Below are 18,251 nucleotides of genomic sequence, written 5' to 3' on the forward strand. Positions count from 1 at the left end.
CCGCCCGCGGCGGCCCGCACTCGACGGGCCGCCGAGGCGCGCGCTCAGTCCGCGCCGGGACGGTCCAACGGCTGTTCGACCAGCGCGAGCACCCGACTGGCCATGAACCGCGCGGTGCGCACCACCGTGCCGGTCCTGGTCAGTTCGCTCACCTCGACGACGCCGCGGCGGACCGCGACATCCAGCCGGCGCCCCGCGCGCGTCGCGGTCATCTCATAGGTCTTGGTGCTGTCGCCCGCGTCGACCACTATCTCGACCCGATCGCCCTTCATCCGCGCCCCCTTCGACCGATTACCCCCATCTTCTCCCACAGGTCCGACATCAACCGTCTCCCCGATGCGGGTGGTCCGGTCCCGACTCCGGGGCGCCTTACCGCGCCGGGTGCCGGGGTTCCTCTAACGTGTGTCGCACAAAGGGGATTCGGGCACACGACACCCGGACGACGGCACCACGCGAGGGGATCGGGCACATATGACGATGGTGCGGCTGCGACGGCAGGATCCGCGCATCGTCGGTTCCTATCGGTTGCTGCGTCGTCTCGGGGCCGGCGGCATGGGCGTGGTCTACCTCGGCGTGGACCGGCACGGCAACCGGGTCGCACTCAAGCTGATCCGCCAAGAGCTGGCCGGGAACCCGGAGTTCCGCTCGCGGTTCGCCCGCGAGGTGGACGCCGCCCGGTTGGTCCGCGGCAATCGCACGGCCGCCCTCGTGGACGCCGACGCGAGCGCGGATCGCCCGTGGCTGGCCACGGTCTACGTGCCCGGCCCCTCGCTGCAGCGCCGGGTCGGCGAGCGCGGCCCGTTGGGCTGTCTGGATCTGGCGCGAGTGGGCTCGGCGGTGGCCGACGGCCTGGTGTCGGTGCACGCGGTCGGCGTCGTACACCGCGACGTGAAGCCGTCCAACATCCTGCTGTCCCCCGACGGACCGCAGATCATCGACTTCGGCATCGCCTACGCGGACGGCGCCGGCACCCTGACCGTGACCGGAACCGCGGTCGGCTCGCCGGGATTTCTGGCCCCGGAACAGGTGCGCGGGCAGACCGTGACACCGGCCACCGACATATTCGCGCTCGGCGTGACGCTGGCCTACGCGGGCCGCGGCGCACCGCCGTTCGGGTCGGGGCCGGTGGACGCGCTGCTGTACCGCGTCGTGCACGAGGAACCGGATCTGGAGGGTGTGCCGGAGCAGGTGGTGCCGTTGATCTCGGCCTGCCTGTCCAAGGACCCCCGGATGCGACCGTCCGCCGAACAGGTACGCGAACGGCTCGCCGCGATCGCCCGCCAACGCGAGGCGGAACGCGGTACACCGGGCCGCGGGTCGGTGGCGACGCCGGCTGCGGCGGCCGCGGGTCCGGCCTCGGTCACCGGCCGGCCCGACGGTGGCCCGCCGGTTCCGTCCGCGGCGCGCGAACGGGATCGGGAGCGGGATCGGGCCAGGCGTGAGGCGGCCCGCCGGGACGGCACGCGGCGGGACGAAGACACCCGCGCGGACCGATCCGCGGCGACCCGGGCCGAGTCGGGACGGGCGGAGTCCGGCAGGGTGTCGGCCGAGGGACGTTCGACGACCCGACCCGAGTCGGGCCGGCACGAGTCGACCCGACCCGACGGCGGGCGACCGGACGCGCGGGCGCACGAGGGGCGCGGGCACGACGGCCGCGGGCACGACGCGCGGGCGATGGAGGCCGGCCGGGCGGAACCGGTGCGGCACGAGCCGGGTCGGGCCGATGCCGGGCGGCACGACGCACGACACGACGCGGGGCGGCACGACTCCGGGCGGCACGACCTCACCCGCGGTGAACGCAACGAGCGTGCCGAGCGCAACGATCCGACGCGCGGCGCCGTGCCGGACCGGCAGGAGCGTGCGGACCGGGTGGATCGCGCGGACCGTACCGACCCCAAGCGAGCCGGCCGGGTCGATCACGGGCCGCGTTCGCGCGCCGGGGCCTCCGGCGGCGTCCCGCGTCGGCGCCGGCCCGAGGACCGACGGCGGTTGCTGATCCAGCAGTTGATCGTATTCGTCGTCGTGACGGCCATCGCCGCGTTCGCCATCGCCGCGTTCCAAAACGACGACGGGGACGACGGGGACGACACCAAGGCCTCGACCGTCGCCCAGCCCGCTCAGCCGCCGGCCGGCCCGGGCGCGTTCCGGATCGGTCCGGCGCACGGCTCGATTCCGATCGCCGACTGGTCCGACCGCACCTACGCGGATCCCTCCGCGGGCGGCGCCACCGTCACCCTCGCCGACGGCTCGGCGGTGGTCGGCAGTGACCGGATCACCCTCGGCGACGTGGTCCCGGCAAGCCTGGACGGCGCACCCGCCGTGGTCGTGGTGCTCACCCGCTCCCCCGGTGCGGGCGGCTCGCCGACCCACCTGGTCGAGCTCTACCGGTTCGCCGACGGCACGCCGATCGCGGTGGCGGCGCTGGCCGCGGCCGCCGAGCCGCAGGCGGTCGCCACGCGGTGGACGGTGGTCGACGGCGCGATCGTGCGCATCCAGTCCTACGTGGACATCGCCGACGTGACGACCCGCTACGTGGTCGGCCCCGACGGCGTTCTGGTCCCGCTCGGACCCTGAGTCCCGGTCGGACCCTGAGCGGGAACCCACCGGACACCCAACCCGCCGTCGGCCCCACCCCACCGGCCGGGGCAACGCGCGCGCACGACACACGAGAAGGGGCACCCGGCCGAAGCCGGGTGCCCCTTCTCGTATCGGATCACATCTCGTCGGGTCGGATCGCGATGTCCGGGCTCAGCCGAACTGGCGCTCCAGGTCCTTCAGTTTGCGCTCCAGCGAGTCGAGCCGGGGCAGCGTCATGGTGTCGTCCTCGGCGGTGAGGTCGATGACGTCACGCCGCTCGCCGCCGGTGTCGGCAGTCGCCGACGGGAGTTCGCCCGATCGCGTGGAAGGGGCAAGAGCCGGACGGCCGGAAGGGTTGTTCGTGTCGGCTGAGCCGCCGTGGCCGGAAACGTCGTTTCCGGCTATAGCAGGCTCCGAGAGTGCTTCGGAGCCGCCACCTCCCGGCAGAGCAGCCATTTCCTGACGCGCGGCGCCGCGGCGGCCGAAGTGCCCGCCACCGCCCTCACCACGACTGAGCGCCTTGAGCTGCGCCCGCTCCCGCTTTCCGTCGATCCGCCGACGCTCGCGATCGTCCTGCTTGGCCCGCTTGTCCTCGCGGACCTCCTCGACGGCCTCGTCGAGGGTGCGCACGCCTTCGAGCAGCATGAGCGACCACGCGTTGAACGTCTCGTGCGGGGCACGCAACCACCGCACGATTCGGATCTGCGGCAATGGGCGTGGGACCAAGCCCTGTTCGCGCAACGCGGCCCGGCGAGTCTGCTTGAGCGCGCGGTCGAACAGGACGGCCGCGGAGAGCGACATGCCGGCGAAGAACTGCGGCGCACCCGCGTGCATGTCGCCGCGCGGCGCGTGCACCCAGTTGAACCAGGCCGAGGCGCCCGCGAACGTCCACACCAGTATCCGCGAACCGAGCGCCGCGTCACCGTGGCTGGCCTCGCGCACCGCGAGCACGGAGCAGAACATCGCCGCCCCGTCGAGCCCGAACGGCACCAGGTATTCCCAGCCGTTGGCCAACCCGAGGTTTTCCCGACCGAAGCCGACCAGGCCGTGGAACGACAGCGCGGCCGCGACACCGGCGCAGACGAACAGCAGGGTGTACGAGGCGACCCCGTACATCAGTTCCTTGCGCCGCCGGCGGTCCTGCTCACGCTCCCAGTTGTCGGACCCTTCCCCGGTATCCGTCGCGTCGACCTTGCGGCGTCGGACGACCAGATACGCCACAAGCGCCATAAGGGCGACCAGTTCCGCCAAGCCGACGAGGGCCCAGGCCAGGGGTACACCCATGATCTCCAACGAGCTTTGCCTCGCTTCCCGTTCCTGATCCGATTGCGCGGCGCCCCATACTGGCGGAATTTCGCCTGGTGCGGGTCGAATCCACCGAATTTCCCGCGTGTGGGTGACAGGACAATCCCCTGCGCAACCACATTTTCGGCCGCCCGTGCGACCCCAACAGGCCACTGCGCCAATTAGGGCGACGCTCGACCGTACTGCACTTCCGCGCACACGCTAGTCCAAGATCACATTCGATCGAAATTGGCATGACACGATCGGCATGTCCTGGGATAAATCAGGGAAGGTCTCGACGCCCAATTCCGAGTGATCGGAAGAAATACCTCAAGAATCACAAGAAAGAGGGAAACGGATCACTACCAACCAACCGCGCAAATACTCACGTTCAGGTGTCAATCCGGACGCGGGCGATCGGATGAAACTGCATCGGACCGGCGCTTATCTGGACGGACGGCCCTACACGCTGATCACACTGCGACCGTCCACCACGACCCGGTTCGCCGTCAACCACTTCCACGACTCCTGGCACGTGCTGTCCGACCTGGCCGGGGCACGGCTGTTCGCCCGGCTGTTGTGGGGCCTGGCCTACGGCCGGCACGAGAACACCGTCGTGGTGATCGACCGGCGGTTCCTGGACCCGAACCCCTTCGAGGCGGAACCCTCGCTGCCCATCGTGCTGTTCGCGACCGAGCGCACGCCGTTCGGTGGCCGCGCCGCGCGCGATCTGCGCCGGGTGTTGCCCACCCTGGGCACACCGGACGGCACCGTCCGCTGGCGAACCCACGGGTTGACCGCCGCGCTGACCGACCGCGCCGTCTGGCAGCGCGAGCATCCGACGCCGCCACGGGACCGGGATCGCGAGCGCCGGCACAAGCGCAAGCCGCACCACACCGTGCGCGACGGTCTTTTGGTACTCCCCGGGACCGCCGAGGCACTGCTGCGCGAAGCGGTGTCGATCGCGAGCCTGACGGTGTCCGGCGAGGCGCCGATGGCCTACGAGTACCTGCACCACTTCGAATTCCAGGTCTTCCACGACTACCGGCGCCGGGTCAGCGCGGCGCGCGTCGCACGCCGGGAGATCGAGGCACTGCCGGTGCCGCCGGATCGGTTCACCGGTCGGGGATACCACGAGGAGGACCCGGTCCGCCGGCACATCTGGGTCCGCGGCATCGAGATCCGCAAGCAGCGCATGCGCGGCCGGCGCGTCGTGCGTCGGCCCGCGCTCTACCAGGCCCGCTCGATCAACGAGATCCAGCGATCGGGCGAGACCCCGTTCGAGCGCCTGGCGAACATCTCGGCCGACGAATGAGGCCGCGGCCGGCGCGTCGCCGACCCGTCCACCCGATACCTCGGCTCAGCCGTAGCTCACCGCGTAGAAGGCGACCGCCGCCGCGGCGCCCACATTGAGCGAGTCGACCCCGTGCGACATCGGGATCCGCACGAGACGATCGGCCGCGGCAAGCGCCTTCGCGGTCAGCCCGGGACCCTCGGCGCCAAGCATCAGCGCGCACCGGTCCAGGTCCGCCGGCGGCAGTTCGTTCAGCGCGACCGACCCCTCGGCGGGAGTCAGCGCGAGCAGTGTCAGACCGGCCCCGCGCAGCACGTCCAGCCCGCCCGGCCACGGCTCCAGGCGGGCGTAGGGCACCGAGAACACGGCACCCATCGAAACCTTGACCGAACGCCGATACAACGGATCCGCACAATCGGGCGACAACAACACGGCGTCCATGCCCAGGGCCGCCGCACCGCGGAAGATCGCGCCGACATTGGTGTGATCGTTGACGCCCTCCAGGACCGCGACCCGGCGCGCGCCGGCCACCACGTCGGCAGCGGCCGGCAACGGCTTGCGACCCATCGAGGCGAGCGCGCCGCGATGTACCTGATAACCCGTCACCCGCTCGACCACCTCCGGACTGCCCACGTACACCGGCACGTCGGCGGCCTCGATGACCTCGGCCATGGTCTCGATCCAGCGCTGCGAGAGCAGCATGGAGCGCATCGGGTAGCCCGCCGCGAGCGCGCGGCGGATCACCTTCTCGCCCTCCGCCATGAACAGCCCCTCGGCCGGCTCGCGGCGGCGGCGCAGTTCCACGTCGGTCAGGTCGGTGTAGTCGACGAGGCGCGGGTCGGCGGGGTCGTCGAACATGATCACGGGCACGGTCTCAGTGTCCCAGCCGCGTCGGACCCGACCTCAGCCGCTCCCCGTCGGGCACGGCGGACGCGTGCGACAGCGGCTGCTCGCCCCGGAGATCGGCCCGTCCGGCGCTCCGGGACAAGCGGGCCGCGGGCCCACCCGCATCGGTTCGGGCATCAGCCGGTGAGCGCCACCACGTCGCCGATCACCACGATCGCCGGCGGCCTGATCCCCGCCGCGACCACATCCCGCGCCGCCGAGGCCAACGAGGTACGAAGCACACGTTGGGTGGCCATCGTGCCCTCCTGGATCACCGCCACCGGCGTCGTCGCCGCGCGCCCGTGCGCCACCAGCGCCGAGGTGATCGGCCCGAGCCGCTCCACCGCCATCAGCAACACCAGCGTCCCGCGCAGCCGGGCGAGCGCCGCCCAGTCCACGAGCGAACGCGGGTCGTCCGGTGCGACATGCCCGGACACCACGGCGAACTCGTGCGCCACGCCCCGGTGGGTGACCGGGATGCCGGCTATCGCGGGCACCGAGATCGCGCTCGTGATCCCGGGCACCACCCGGCACGGCACGCCCGCCTCGGCGCACGCGAGCGCCTCCTCGAAGCCCCGCCCGAAGACGTAGTTGTCGCCGCCCTTGAGCCGGACCACGAACCGGCCCGCCTTGGCGTGCTCGATCATCGCGTCGTTGATCGCCTCCTGGGCCATCGCCCGTCCGTACGGGATCTTCGCCGCGTCGATCACCTGGACATGCGGCGGCAGCTCGCCCAGCAACGCGCGCGGGCCCAGCCGGTCGGCGATCACCACGTCGGCCTCGGCGAGCAGTCGCCGACCGCGCACGGTGATCAGGTCCGGGTCGCCGGGACCGCCACCGACCAGGGCCACCCCGGGCAGCGCGCCGACCGGACGCTCTCCCCGCGCGGCCAGCGAGCCGTCGTGCAGGCCCTCGACGATGCGATCCCGCACGCCCGCCGCGCGCCGCGGATCACCGCCCGCGAGCACCGCCACGGTGAGACCGTCGTAGCGCCCGCTCGCCGGCGTCCACGCGCTGGCGTGCGACGCGTCGTCACAGCGCACGCAGAACACCCGCAGCGCCTCGGCGTCGGCGGCCACCACCTCGTTGACCTCGGCCACGTCGGTGGCGGCCAGCGCGTACCACGCGCCGTCCAGATCACCGGGCGCGTAGGCGCGCCGCACCCACGTCAGTTCGCCGCCGGTGGCCATGCCCTCGACCGCCGGCGTCGCCTCGGGGGCGACCACGAGCACGTCCGCGCCCGCGTCGAGCAGGGCGGGCAGTCGGCGCTGGGCGACCGTACCGGCGCCGACCACGACGACCCGGCGTCCCTCCAGACGCAGGCCGGCGGGATAGGCGGGAGGACCAGGGAGTCGGGACATCGTTCTCACTTTTCCGGGTGGGGCGGGGTGCGCTGCGTACGGTGTTTCTCGGTCTTTCGGTGCGCGGATCGGTGCTGCTCCGACATCGGTCCGTCGCGACCCCGGTGGTATCGCTCCGGTGTCGCCTCGGCCGTCGCCTCGGCGGGTTTTTCCGCGCGGAAAGGGCACCTCCGCCACTCCATCGTGGCGGAGGTGCCCTTCGGCTGCTGCGGGCGGGGGTCGAAATCAGTCGGTTTTGCCGCTGACTCCCGCCGAGTCGAACGTGGCCACATCGTGCAGTACGCGGACCGCGCTCTGCACCAGCGGCAGCGCGAGCACCGCGCCGGTGCCCTCGCCGAGCCGCATCTCCAACTCGACCAGCGGACGCAGCGACAACTTCGCCAGGGCCGCCGCATGGCCGGGTTCGGCCGAACGGTGGCCCGCGACGCACGCTTGGATCGCCTCCGGCGCGATGGCCTGCGCGACCAGGGCGGCCGCACCGGCGATCACCCCGTCGAGCACGACCGGTACGCGCAGCGCCGCCGCGCCGATGATGTAGCCGGCGAGCGCGGCGTGCTCCAGGCCGCCGACCGCGGCCAGTACGCCGATCGGGTCACCGGGATCGGGCTCGTGCCGCGCCAGTGCGGCCTTGACCACCTCGATCTTGCGCCGGTGCGTGGCGTCGTCGATGCCGGTCCCGCGACCGGTGACCTCGGCGACCTCCACACCGGTGAACACCGAGATCAGCGCGGCGGACGCGGTCGTGTTCGCGATCCCCATGTCGCCGGTGAGCAGGCCCCGGTTGCCGGCGGTGACCAGGTCGCGGGCGGTCTCGATGCCGACCTCGATCGCGGCGATGGCCTCCTCGCGGGTCATCGCCGGGCCCTGGGTCATGTCCGCGGTACCCGGCCGGATCCGGCGCGGCAGCAGTCCGGTCGCGTTCGGCAACTCGGTCGCGACGCCGACGTCCACGACGCACACCTCGACGCCGATCTGCTTGGCGAACGCGTTGACCACGGCGCCACCCGCGAGGAAGTTGCCCACCATCTGCGCGGTGACCTCCTGCGGCCACGGCGACACGCCCTGGGCGTGCACCCCGTGGTCGGCGGCGAACACCGCGACCGCGGCGGGCTCCGGGATGGGCGGCGGGAAGGTCCGGGCCAGCCCGGACAACTGCGCGCCGATCGTCTCCAGGATGCCCAGCGAACCGGGCGGCTTGGTCATGTTGCGCTGGTGTTCCCACGCCGCGCCCAGCGTCTTGGCGTCGAGCGGACGCACCGACCGGAGCGTCTCGTCGAGCAGGCTGACCGGCTCCTCGCCGGGCAGACCGCGCCGGCCGTAGGTCTCCTCGTGCACCACCCACGACAGCGGCCGGGCCTTGGCCCATCCCGAGGTGGCCAGCTCCGGCTCGTCGGGGAACGCGTCCACGTAGCCGACGCACAGGTAGGCGACCACGTCGATGTGCTCGGGCAGGCCCAGTGCTGTGGCCAGCTCGCGCTCGTCGAAGAAGCTCACCCAGCCGACCCCGAGGCCCTCGGCCCGGGCGGCGAGCCACAGGTTCTCCACCGCGAGCGCGCTGGAGTAGGGGCCCATCTGCGGCTGGGTGTGCCGGCCCAGGGTGTGCCGACCGCCGCGCGTGGAGTCCACGGTGACCACGATGTTGACCGGGGTCTCCAGGATCGCCTCGACCTTGATCTCCAGGAACTGCTTGGCCCGGGCCTTGGGCAGCGAGGTGGCGTACGCCTCGCGCTGCCGCTGGGCCAGTTCCTGGACGGTGACCCGGGTCTCCTCGGAGCGGATCACCACGAAGTCCCACGGCTGCGAGTACCCCACGCTGGGCGCCGCGTGCGCGGCCTCCAGGACCCGGACCAGGACGTCGTCCGGCACCGGGTCGGGCCGGAAGCCGGCCCGGACGTCCCGGCGCTCGCGCATCACCCGATGCACCGCCTCGCGCGCCGCATCGTCGTAGCCGGGAGCGGCGGGGCCGCGCTCGACCTCGGGCTCGGGCTCCGGCTGCGGGTCCGATTCCGAATCGGACGTGGCGACGTCTTGCGGTTCACCGGCCGATGCGGCCGCGGCCGCCTCGGGTTGCGACTCCTCGGCCGCCGCTGCCGGCTCGACCGTGGCCGGCCGCTCGGCGGCGGGCAACACCACGGTGACCGCGGTCGCCGAGGCGGACTCGCCCGCCGCGTCACCGTCGGTCGGCGCGGCGCCCGCCGGCGCGGGCGCCTCGGACGCGGCCACGTCGGTCTGCCGGCCCTGGGCCGGGTCGGCCGCAGGGAGGCCGACCGGCTCGGCCGGCGGCGGCGGAATCCGGGGGATCTCGCCGGTCCCGACGACGACCGCGGGCTGCGGCTGCCGATCGGGCTCGGCGCTGCCGGGTGTGCTCTGGGGGCCGTGCATGACGGTGCTTTCCTCGGACGTACGGGGACCCGCCGGGTCGGCGACGGCCGATCCGGTCTCGATCGGGTCGGCGGGCGGCGCGGCTGCGGTCGCGGGGGGATCCGCGACGGGCTCGGGGGCCGTCGCGGGCGCCGGCTGCTCGGCGGTCGACGGGGCGGGGATCTCCTCGGCGAGGAGCTCCGCCGCGATGGACTGCGTGGTCGGTCCGGCCGGGACGGCGGCGGCGGGCGCCGCGTTCCCGATCGGGGCCGGGGCGGCCTCGGTCGACGCGTCGTTCACCGCGGCGACGGATGTCGCCTCGGCGGACGCGGCACCTGTTCCGTCCACGACCGGCGCGCCGTCGGCGACCGGTTCGAGGCCGGGGTCACTCGTGACCGGCTGCGCGGCGACCGGAGCGGCCTCGGCGGCGGGTTGCGCACCGCCCGCCCGCTCACCTGGCGCGGACGGCTCGGCCGAGGTCGGACCGGCCCCGTCCGGAGCGGCCGATGCGGGCTGCTCGGCGGGCGTGACCGGAGCGGGCTGCTCGACGGGCGCAGCCGGAGCGGGCTGCTCAGTCGGCGTGACCGGCGCGGCCGGCGCGGGCTGCTCGGCGGGCGCGACCTGCTCGGCCGGCACGGTCGGGCCGGCGGGCGCGACCTGCTCGGCGGGCGCGGTCGCCACCGGTGGCACGGGCTGCGCCGCAGGTGCCGGCTGCGCGGCCGACTCGGTCTGCGCTGCCGACTCGGTCTGCCCGGCCTGCTCGGTCGGCTGCGGCGGCGGGGCCGAAGCAGCCTGCGCGCCCGGTGCGGTCGGCTCGGTGGACGCCGCGGCTGCGGCCGGCTCCCCCGCTCCGGTGGGTGCACTCGGCGCCACAGGCGCCACACCCTGCTCCGAACCCACTGCCGCCGCCGCCTCGTTCTCGGCGGGCACCTCGGTCGCCACGCCCTCCGGCGCGACTGCCACGACCGCCACGGGCTCGGCCTGCGGCCCGGTCGCCGGCCTGGCCGGCTGTACGCCGGCCGCGACGGGCGCCGTGTTCGAACCCTCGGACGAGCCGACGTCCACACCGGACTCCGCCGGTACGGGCGGTACCACCGGCGTACCCTCGGCCGGCGCCTCCGCCGTACTCGCGTTCGCCGCATCCGGCGACGCGACCGCGTCGGCGACGGGCGCGACCGGCTCGGCCGCCGGCGCTGCGACCGCGGCCTCCTCGGCGACCCGGCCGGTCACCGGCTCGGGCGGCGGGACCGGGCCGATCGGCGTTCCGGCGGAAACCGCCCCGTGCGCACCCGAATCGGCCGGCGCCGAATCGGCCTCGGGCTTGCGTCGCCGGCTTCCGGTGCCTTCCGGCACGACGGACGCGACCGACGGCACCTGCCCGGCCGGCACCGACGGCGCGGCGTTCTCCCGCTGTGCCGCGACGGACGGCGCGGTTGCGACCACGGACTCGGCCTCGACCGGACCGGCCTCGACCCGGACCGGCTCCGGCGCGATGCCGGCGGGCGGTTCGGCCGCGGGCTCTGTCGCGGGCACAGCCACAGGCGCGACCGCCGGCGCATCGGCCGCAACCGCGTCGGCCGCGCCCGGCGGCACCGCAAGGGCCGCCTCCGCGCTGCCGATCGGGCCCGCGGCGGGCGTGGGTTCGGCGGCGGGCGGTCCGGCCGGAGCCGATGCGGTCTGCCCGACCAGCGCGTCGACGACCGCGTCCGGCGTGGCCTGGACGAATCTGGGATGCGCGGGCTGCGGCGGCACGCCCGGCAACGGTTGCGGTATGGCCGGCGCGGTGACCGCCGGCACGGGCTCGGCCTGCGGTGCGACCGGCGGCACGGGCTGCTCCGCGACCGGCGCGGCAGGCACGACCGCCTCGACCGGGGCGGCGGCCGCGATCGGCGCGGCAGGCACCGGCTCGACCGGCTGCGGCGGTACCACCGGCACCGCCTGCGCCGGTGTCGCCTGCGCCGGGATACCGGTGTTGACCGCGTCGCCCACGGGGTGTGCGCCACTGTGCGGGCCGGCCTGCTGCGGCACCGGGCCGCGACCGACCCGCCGCTGCCGCCGCGGCGGCAGGGTGGTGCGCTGCGGCACGGCGGCGGCGACCGGGAACGGCGGGGTGTCCGCCGGGTTCGCGCCGACCGGCCGGGCCGGCTGCGGGGGCGCCGGCGGTTGCGGCGCCGCCGACTGCGGTGCCTGCTGCGGCTGGTCCACGGTCTGCGCCGCGCGTACACGCTGGCGCAGCCGACCGCCGGTGACTCCGGGCTGCTCGACGAACGCACCGGCCGCCGGGCCGGGCGTCGGGTGCGGCATCGCACCCGACGGCACCTCGGACCCGGCCACGGGCGCTGCCTGCGGCACCTCCGGGGCGTACTCGGCAATCGGCTGCCCGGCGATCGGCTGCACGAACAGCGGCGCGGCGGGCGGCGGTACGACGGGCACCGCCTGCGCGGGCGGCGCGGCGGGCGCGGGCATGCCCTGACTCGGCAGGCCCTGGCCCGGCACGCCCGGCGCGAGTGCGCCCGGGGCCGGCGCCGGGTACGGCTCGGCCACGCCCTGCGGCGCGCCGTACTCCCCAGGGCCGAACCCCTGGACCGGCTGCGGGACTTCCTGATGCGGCGTCATCGGACCGGGCGGATAGGGGATCTGGCCGGCCGTCATCGGCGCGGCATAAGTCTCCTGCGGTTCCGGCTCGTCGATGATCATCGCGGCGAACATGCCGGACTGCGGGCCGGGCACGGCGTCGTACGCCTGCTCGACCGGCGGCACCGGCGCCTGTCCCGAGGCGTCGTCGCCGGCCGCGGCCATGCGATCGGCCAGGGACATCCCGGGAGCAGCCGGTACCGGCACGTTCGGGTCGGCCCAGCCGGCCTGCGGCCCCGGCATCAACAGCGAGTCCTCGTCGTCCAGATCGTCGTACGGGTATGGACCGGCCGGTTCCCCCACCGGACCGGTGCCGGCGGCGTGCCTGGCGGGGGCAGGGCCCACGCCCTCCCCAGCAGGTCGGCGCTCGTCGGCTTCGCTCATGTAACTACTCCTTCCAGGGCAGCCGCGAAGGCCAGCGTCGTGGCACGATCCCGCACCGCGATCCGAAGCCAATCCGGGCCCAGGCCCGGAAAGGTGTCGGCCCGCCGAACCGCGTAGCCTCGCTCCCTCAGCTGCTCGCGGATCTCTGGGCCCCCCTCGATCCGCGCGAGCACGAACGAGGAACGGGGAACGACCGGTAGTCGCATCCCCGAGACCGTGCGCAGCCTCTCCACGAGGTACGAACGGTCAGCCGCGAGCGTAACGGCCAACGCCTCCGCCTGCGCGAGCGCCTCCGGCGTGCAGCACGCCTCGGCGGCGATCAGCGCCGGTGTCGACACCGACCACAACGGCTGAGCGTCCGTGAGGATGCGCACCAGATCCGGGGAAGCCAGGACGTAACCGATTCGAAGACCGGCCAACGCCCAGGTTTTCGTGAGACTTCGCACAACCACGAGCCCGGGCAGATCGCGTCGGTCGGCCACGCTTTCGGGTTCGCCGGGGATCGTATCGGCGAACGCCTCGTCGACCACCAGGATTCGGCCGGGGCGCGCGAGCGCGGCGATCGTGGCCGCCGGGTGCAGTACCGAGGTGGGGTTGGTCGGGTTGCCCAGAACGACCAGGTCGGCCTCGTCCGGAATCCGGGCCGGATCGAGGGAGAAGCCGTCCTGCTCGTCCAGCAACACCCGGTGCACGGTGTGCCCGGCGGCCCGCAACGCGGCTTCGGGCTCGGTGAACTGCGGGTGCACGACCACCGCGTGTCGAGGGGTCAGGGTCCGGGCGAGCAGCACGAACGCCTCGGCCGCGCCCGCCGTGGGCAGCACTTCGGCGATCGGGCGCCGGTGTCGGGCCGCGATGGCGGCCCGGGCCCGGCCGGTGTCGGGATAGGCGGCCAGCTCGCCCAGGCTCGCGGTGAGGCGGTGCACGAGCCACGGCGGCGGGGCCGTGAGCCGGACGTTGACCGCGAGGTCCACCAGTCCCGGCCCGACTTCCGCGTCGCCGTGGTGGCGCAGGTCCACGTCCGGTGCGACGCGTGCGCCCGGCGCGCCGCCCCGTTCGTCGGGAATGGGCCCGTCGAGTTCCGTCATCGCGTCACTGCCCATGTCCGTGGTTCCGTACCCCTGCCCGGTGCCCCTGCCCCGCCCGTGTCGTTCGTGTCCATGATGGTGGTGATGGTGCCCGGTCCGACGGCCGGGGTCCCGGCGTTGACCGTGAGCCGGCACTTCCCGACCGGTTCGCCGTGCGAAATCGACTGCCACACCGTCGAATCCGCCCATTCCCGTACCGATCACGGCGTTTGTTGTTCCGCCTGGGCGTTCGCCCACCCACCCGCCGGTCGATGGCGGGCCACCGCGACCGTACAGCGTGGGCGCGCCCCCACACCGCGCGTCTTGGTCACCAACAACTCGCCCAACGGGGCACCCGACCGCGGCCCCAGTCGAGCGGCGGCCTCGGCCACGCCCGGCGTCCCGACCGCCGCCCGGACCCGCTCGCACGGGTGCGGCACCGGCACCGCGGCGAGTTCCCGCGCCGTACGCGCGACCAGCGGCAGCCCGAGCAGCGCCGCTCCCGCGACCAGTCCCGGCTCGTCCGCCCGGGCCGTCACGGTCACCAGCGCCAGTACCGCCGAGCGCGCCAGCCCGGCCCGCGCGAGCACGGCGCACACGCTCGCGCGCACCTCCTGCGCGCCCACTCCGCGCGCCGCCCCGACTCCGACCACCAGGTCCCGACCGACCGACGCCGGGCCGACCGTGGCCGAATCCAGCCCCTGAACGGCGCTCGACGGCGAAGCATCCGACGCGGCAACTCCCGCCGCCCGGCCTCCGGTCACCGGCCCACCCGACACCCGATCCCCGGTCAAGCCCGGTCCCCCCACGACACGAACACCAAATGCGCCGGTTCCCATCGCTGGGTGCCACCGGCGACCGGCGCCGGCCGCGATGCCCGCAACAGACAGTCCTCCACGGTGCAATCCGAACGCGCCAACACCGCGCGCGCCTCGGCCACCCGATCCACCTCGGACATCGCGGCCTCGATCCGCTCCGGCCGGCGCGCCGCGCACGCGGCCACCGTCGAGGGTCCGCCGGCGCCGACGAACACCACGTCCGGCAACGGCAATCGGGACAACACGTCGGGCGCCTTGCCGTGCACCACCTGCGGCTCGACCCCGAATCGGCCGGCGTTCTCGGTGATCAGGTCGCACCCGAACGCGTCCTGTTCGACCGCGACCACCGCCGCGCCGTGCCGTGCGCACTCGATACCCACCGAACCACTGCCCGCACCGATGTCCCGGACCAGGTCGCCCAGCCGCGGCCCGAGTCGGGCCACCACCGGAGCGCGCGCCTCGGCCCGGGTGATCGCGCCCGCCCGATGCGCGTACACGTCCTCCGGCGCCGCCCAGCCGCGCACCGACCCGGGAAAACCGGGGCGTTCGCCCGCCGGCCGGCCCGCCGCCGCGCCCGGGCGCGGGGCCGGCCCGATCACGATCACCACGTCCACGTCGGACCACTCGTGCTCGATCGCGTGCTCGGCGGAGACCATCGAGATCTCCTCCCGCTCGGTGCCCAGGTGCTCGCACACACCACGAACGTGCGCGGCACATCCGGGAGCATCGCGGCGAGTTCGGCCGGCCCCGCGCCCGGACCGGTGAGCACCGCGACCTTGCCGAACGCCCGGCACACGTTCGCTGCGCGCCGCACGTCCCGGCCCACGGCGCTGACCACCCGCGCGTCGTCCCACGGCATCGAGGCCCGGGCGAACGCCGGCGCCACCGAGGACACCGCGGGCACGATCTCCAGCTCCAGGCCGTATTCGGCCCGGCGCAACAGCCGCACGATCCCGAAGAACCCCGGGGCCGCCGACGGCCGGCACCACCGCGATGCCGCGATGCGCGCCCATCCGCTGCGCGGCCACGTGCACGTTGCCCAGCACGACCCGCTCGGCGCCCTCGGGCACCGCGACGGCGGCCGACAGCCGTTCCGGGCCCGCCACCAGGGTCGCCGTCCGCAGCGCCTCCACCGCCGGTGCCGACAGCGGGGCGCCGTCGTACCCGATCACGGTCACCCGATCAGCCATGGCCATCCCCCTCGTCGTGCGAAACCCCGGGGGAGGTTGCACACGTGGTCATGCGGCGGCGCCCACCAAGAGGAGCCCGTATCCGACACGACGTCGGCTCCTCCGTTCGAGGTTGCGCCGATCACCGGCCCGGGCCCTGTCCGGCGGATCCCGGTGGATCAGGCCGCGTCGTCCGGTGCCTTGGGCCCGGGGCCTGTCTTCGATCCCCCGTCATGCTCCGGGCGTCGTGGCGCTCGGCGGGGGATGCGGGACACGCCCCGGGGTGTTCCCGTCCCCGCGGTCGGAATCCGGCCACCCTCCCGCGCCGTTTCGCGCACCCCCGCCCGCCGCGCCCGCCGAATCCGCCGCGAGCGCGCAGGACCGGGCGAACCGCCGGGCCAGATCGGGCGCGCCGGCCCAGTGCGCGTGCAGATACGACGCGTGCACCGATCCGGCGATGTGCCCTTCCAGGCCGGCGTCGCCCAGGCTCCACGCCGCCCGGTGCCCGGCCCGCGGCGTGAGCGTCGTGCGGTGGAACTCGTGCCCGCGCACCACCCGACCGGTCGCCGCGAGCACCGAGTCGTGCGCGGCCGTCGCCTCCCGATAGCCCAGGGTCAACCGCTCGGTCATCCGCGCGTCGGCGTCCAGCACACCGCACATCGGCGCACCGTCCAGCGTCCGGGCCAGGTAGAGCAGACCCGCGCACTCGGCCGCGATCGGGCCGCCGCGCGCGGCCAGCGCCGCCACGTCCGCGCGCAGCGTCGTGTTGGCGGACAACTCCGCCGCGTACACCTCGGGAAAGCCGCCGCCCAGCACGAGCCCCGCCGTGCCCACCGGCAGCCGCTCGTCGCGCAGCGGGTCGAGGGTGACCACCTCGGCCCCGGCCGCACCGAGCAGTTCGGCGGTCTCCGCGTAGGCGAAGGTGAACGCCGAACCGCCCGCGAGCGCGATGGTGGGCCGCCCGGGAATCGGTCCGGCCACCTCGTGCACCGGGTCCCACGGCGCGTCCGGCAGCGGCCCCGCGCCCGCCGCGATCCGCCGCACCGCGGCCAGGTCCACGCTGCGCGCGAGCAGTTCGCCGAGCGCGTCCACCGTGCGCAGGGCGTCCGCGTGCCGTTCGGCGACCGGGACCAGGCCCAGGTGCCGGGCCGGTTTGGCGATCGCGTCGTGTCGGCGCAGCACACCCAGGACCGGCATGCCGATCTCGTCCAGCGCCTCGCGCAGCATGCTCTCGTGCCGGTCCGAACCGACCCGGTTCAGGATCACCCCGGCCACGCCCACGTCCGGATCGAACGCGTCGAACCCGCGCACGAGCGCGGCCACCGAGCGGCTCTGCGCCCGCGCGTCCACGACCAGGATCACCGGCGCCGCGAGCAGGCGCGCGACGTGCGCGGTGGAGGCGTACCCGCCACGACCGGCCGCACCGTCGAACATGCCCATCACGCCCTCGACCACGGCCAGATCGGCACCGCGCGCACCGTGCGCGAACAGCGGCGCGATCCGCTCCTCGCCGACCAGGAACGGGTCCAGGTTGCGCCCGGGCCGGCCGGCGGCGAGCGCGTGATAGCCGGGATCGATGTAGTCCGGCCCCACCTTGTGCGGCGACACGACGTCACCGCGTCGGGTGAACGCCGCGATCAGACCGGTGGCGACGGTGGTCTTGCCGTGTCCGGAGGCGGGCGCGGCGATCACCACGCGCGGCAGCGCCGAAGCACTCACCACTCGATGCCTCGCTGGCCCTTTTGGCCCGCGTCCATCGGGTGCTTGATCTTGGTCATCTCGGTGACCAGGTCGGCCGCCTCGATCAGGCGCGGGTCGGCGTCGCGACCGGTGATCACCACGTGTTGGCTGCCGGGCCGATCACGCAGTACCGCGACCACCTCGTCCACGTCCACCCAGCCCCACTTCATCGGGTAGGTGAACTCGTCGAGCACGTACACCCGATAGGTCTCGGCGGCCAGGTCCCGCTTGATCTGCTCCCAGCCCTGTCGGGCCGCCTCGGCGTGGTCCTCCTGGGTGCCCTCGCGCTGGATCCAGGACCAGCCCTCGCCCATCTTGTGCCACGTGACCGGACCACCCTCGCCGGTCTCGGTGTGCACGCGGCCGAGGGTGCGCAGCACGTTCTCCTCGCCGACCTTCCACTTCGCCGACTTCACGAACTGGAACACCCCGATCGGCCAGCCCTGATTCCAGCCGCGCAGGGCCAACCCGAACGCGGCGGTGGACTTGCCCTTGCCGGGCCCGGTGTGCACGACGACCAGGGCCCGATTCCGACGCTGACGCGTGGTCAGCCCGTCGGCGGGCACGTGGGTGGGAACGCCCTGCGGCATGGTGATCTCCCTTTGTCCAGAGGAATGTCGGCCCTGTGTAGGAGGGTCGACGAAGGCACGAGCGCGACACCGAACCGGCCTCGGTCACCG

At 74.3% G+C, this 18,251-nt stretch carries 13 protein-coding genes; 2 read left to right on the forward strand and 11 right to left on the reverse strand.

Annotated features, from left to right (window positions below):
• Positions 1-44 precede the first annotated feature (44 nt).
• Positions 45-272, reverse strand: a complete 228-nt coding sequence (locus A3IC_RS0103835) for a hypothetical protein (RefSeq protein ID WP_020548744.1) — start codon at positions 270-272, stop codon at positions 45-47.
• A gap of 199 nt (positions 273-471) precedes the next feature.
• Here A3IC_RS0103835 and A3IC_RS67235 point away from each other — a divergent pair, with 199 nt between their 5' ends.
• Entirely contained in the window at positions 472-2,574 is a 2,103-nt protein-coding gene (locus A3IC_RS67235) for a serine/threonine protein kinase (protein WP_052173182.1), read from the forward strand.
• Positions 2,575-2,748: 174 nt separating this feature from the next.
• Here the strand turns inward: A3IC_RS67235 and A3IC_RS0103845 are convergent, their stop codons facing one another.
• Positions 2,749-3,870 carry a DUF2637 domain-containing protein gene (locus tag A3IC_RS0103845; protein ID WP_020548745.1) on the reverse strand — a complete coding sequence of 374 codons (1,122 nt, stop codon included), beginning with the start codon at positions 3,868-3,870 and terminating at the stop codon, positions 2,749-2,751.
• Positions 3,871-4,282: 412 nt separating this feature from the next.
• On the opposite strand from A3IC_RS0103845, the gene A3IC_RS61780 reads away from it, so the two are divergent.
• Positions 4,283-5,176 carry a hypothetical protein gene (locus A3IC_RS61780; RefSeq protein ID WP_020548746.1) on the forward strand — a complete coding sequence of 298 codons (894 nt, stop codon included), beginning with the start codon at positions 4,283-4,285 and terminating at the stop codon, positions 5,174-5,176.
• A 45-nt stretch (positions 5,177-5,221) separates the two neighbouring features.
• Here the strand turns inward: A3IC_RS61780 and A3IC_RS0103855 are convergent, their stop codons facing one another.
• The 9 genes from A3IC_RS0103855 to cobO form a co-directional block, all read right to left on the reverse strand.
• Entirely contained in the window at positions 5,222-6,013 is a 792-nt protein-coding gene (locus A3IC_RS0103855; RefSeq protein ID WP_040876120.1) for a TrmH family RNA methyltransferase, read from the reverse strand.
• Between the two features lie 164 nt (positions 6,014-6,177).
• Entirely contained in the window at positions 6,178-7,401 is a 1,224-nt protein-coding gene (gene cobA / locus A3IC_RS0103860; protein WP_026217861.1) for a uroporphyrinogen-III C-methyltransferase, read from the reverse strand.
• Positions 7,402-7,626: 225 nt separating this feature from the next.
• Complete coding sequence (gene cobT, locus A3IC_RS52360; RefSeq protein ID WP_245599135.1) at positions 7,627-12,780, reverse strand: nicotinate-nucleotide--dimethylbenzimidazole phosphoribosyltransferase; 5,154 nt, start codon at positions 12,778-12,780, stop codon at positions 7,627-7,629.
• Positions 12,777-13,880, reverse strand: a complete 1,104-nt coding sequence (gene cobC, locus A3IC_RS0103870; RefSeq protein WP_020548750.1) for an Rv2231c family histidinol phosphate aminotransferase CobC — start codon at positions 13,878-13,880, stop codon at positions 12,777-12,779. The genes cobT and cobC overlap by 4 nt, the downstream gene beginning before the upstream one ends.
• Before the next feature lie 185 nt (positions 13,881-14,065).
• Entirely contained in the window at positions 14,066-14,608 is a 543-nt protein-coding gene (locus tag A3IC_RS52365; RefSeq protein ID WP_020548751.1) for a cobalamin biosynthesis protein, read from the reverse strand.
• Between the two features lie 26 nt (positions 14,609-14,634).
• A complete protein-coding gene (locus A3IC_RS70575) occupies positions 14,635-15,357 on the reverse strand; it encodes an RsmD family RNA methyltransferase (protein ID WP_245599136.1) in 723 nt (240 codons plus the stop codon).
• Positions 15,264-15,611 (reverse strand): SAM-dependent methyltransferase, encoded by a 348-nt coding sequence (locus A3IC_RS70580; protein ID WP_052173184.1) that lies wholly within the window; start codon positions 15,609-15,611, stop codon positions 15,264-15,266. The genes A3IC_RS70575 and A3IC_RS70580 overlap by 94 nt, the downstream gene beginning before the upstream one ends.
• A 451-nt stretch (positions 15,612-16,062) precedes the next feature.
• Complete coding sequence (locus tag A3IC_RS0103885) at positions 16,063-17,550, reverse strand: cobyrinic acid a,c-diamide synthase CobB (RefSeq protein ID WP_020548753.1); 1,488 nt, start codon at positions 17,548-17,550, stop codon at positions 16,063-16,065.
• The gene (cobO, locus tag A3IC_RS0103890) at positions 17,547-18,161 is read right to left on the reverse strand and encodes a cob(I)yrinic acid a,c-diamide adenosyltransferase (protein ID WP_020548754.1); all 615 of its coding nucleotides are present in this window, start codon (positions 18,159-18,161) and stop codon (positions 17,547-17,549) included. Before cobO ends, A3IC_RS0103885 begins: the two co-directional genes overlap by 4 nt.
• Positions 18,162-18,251: the final 90 nt, after the last annotated feature.

The sequence above is a fragment of the Embleya scabrispora DSM 41855 genome, from assembly GCF_000372745.1.
Lineage (GTDB): Bacteria > Actinomycetota > Actinomycetes > Streptomycetales > Streptomycetaceae > Embleya > Embleya scabrispora.

Coding starts and splice junctions, on each gene's coding strand:
- A3IC_RS0103835 (WP_020548744.1), bottom strand. CDS start 272: ATGAAGGGCGATCGGGTCGAGATAGTGGTCGACGCGGGCGACAGCACC.
- A3IC_RS67235 (WP_052173182.1), top strand. CDS start 472: ATGACGATGGTGCGGCTGCGACGGCAGGATCCGCGCATCGTCGGTTCC.
- A3IC_RS61780 (WP_020548746.1), top strand. CDS start 4,283: ATGAAACTGCATCGGACCGGCGCTTATCTGGACGGACGGCCCTACACG.
- A3IC_RS0103855 (WP_040876120.1), bottom strand. CDS start 6,013: ATGTTCGACGACCCCGCCGACCCGCGCCTCGTCGACTACACCGACCTG.
- cobA (WP_026217861.1), bottom strand. CDS start 7,401: ATGTCCCGACTCCCTGGTCCTCCCGCCTATCCCGCCGGCCTGCGTCTG.
- cobT (WP_245599135.1), bottom strand. CDS start 12,780: ATGAGCGAAGCCGACGAGCGCCGACCTGCTGGGGAGGGCGTGGGCCCT.
- cobC (WP_020548750.1), bottom strand. CDS start 13,880: ATGGGCAGTGACGCGATGACGGAACTCGACGGGCCCATTCCCGACGAA.
- cobO (WP_020548754.1), bottom strand. CDS start 18,161: ATGCCGCAGGGCGTTCCCACCCACGTGCCCGCCGACGGGCTGACCACG.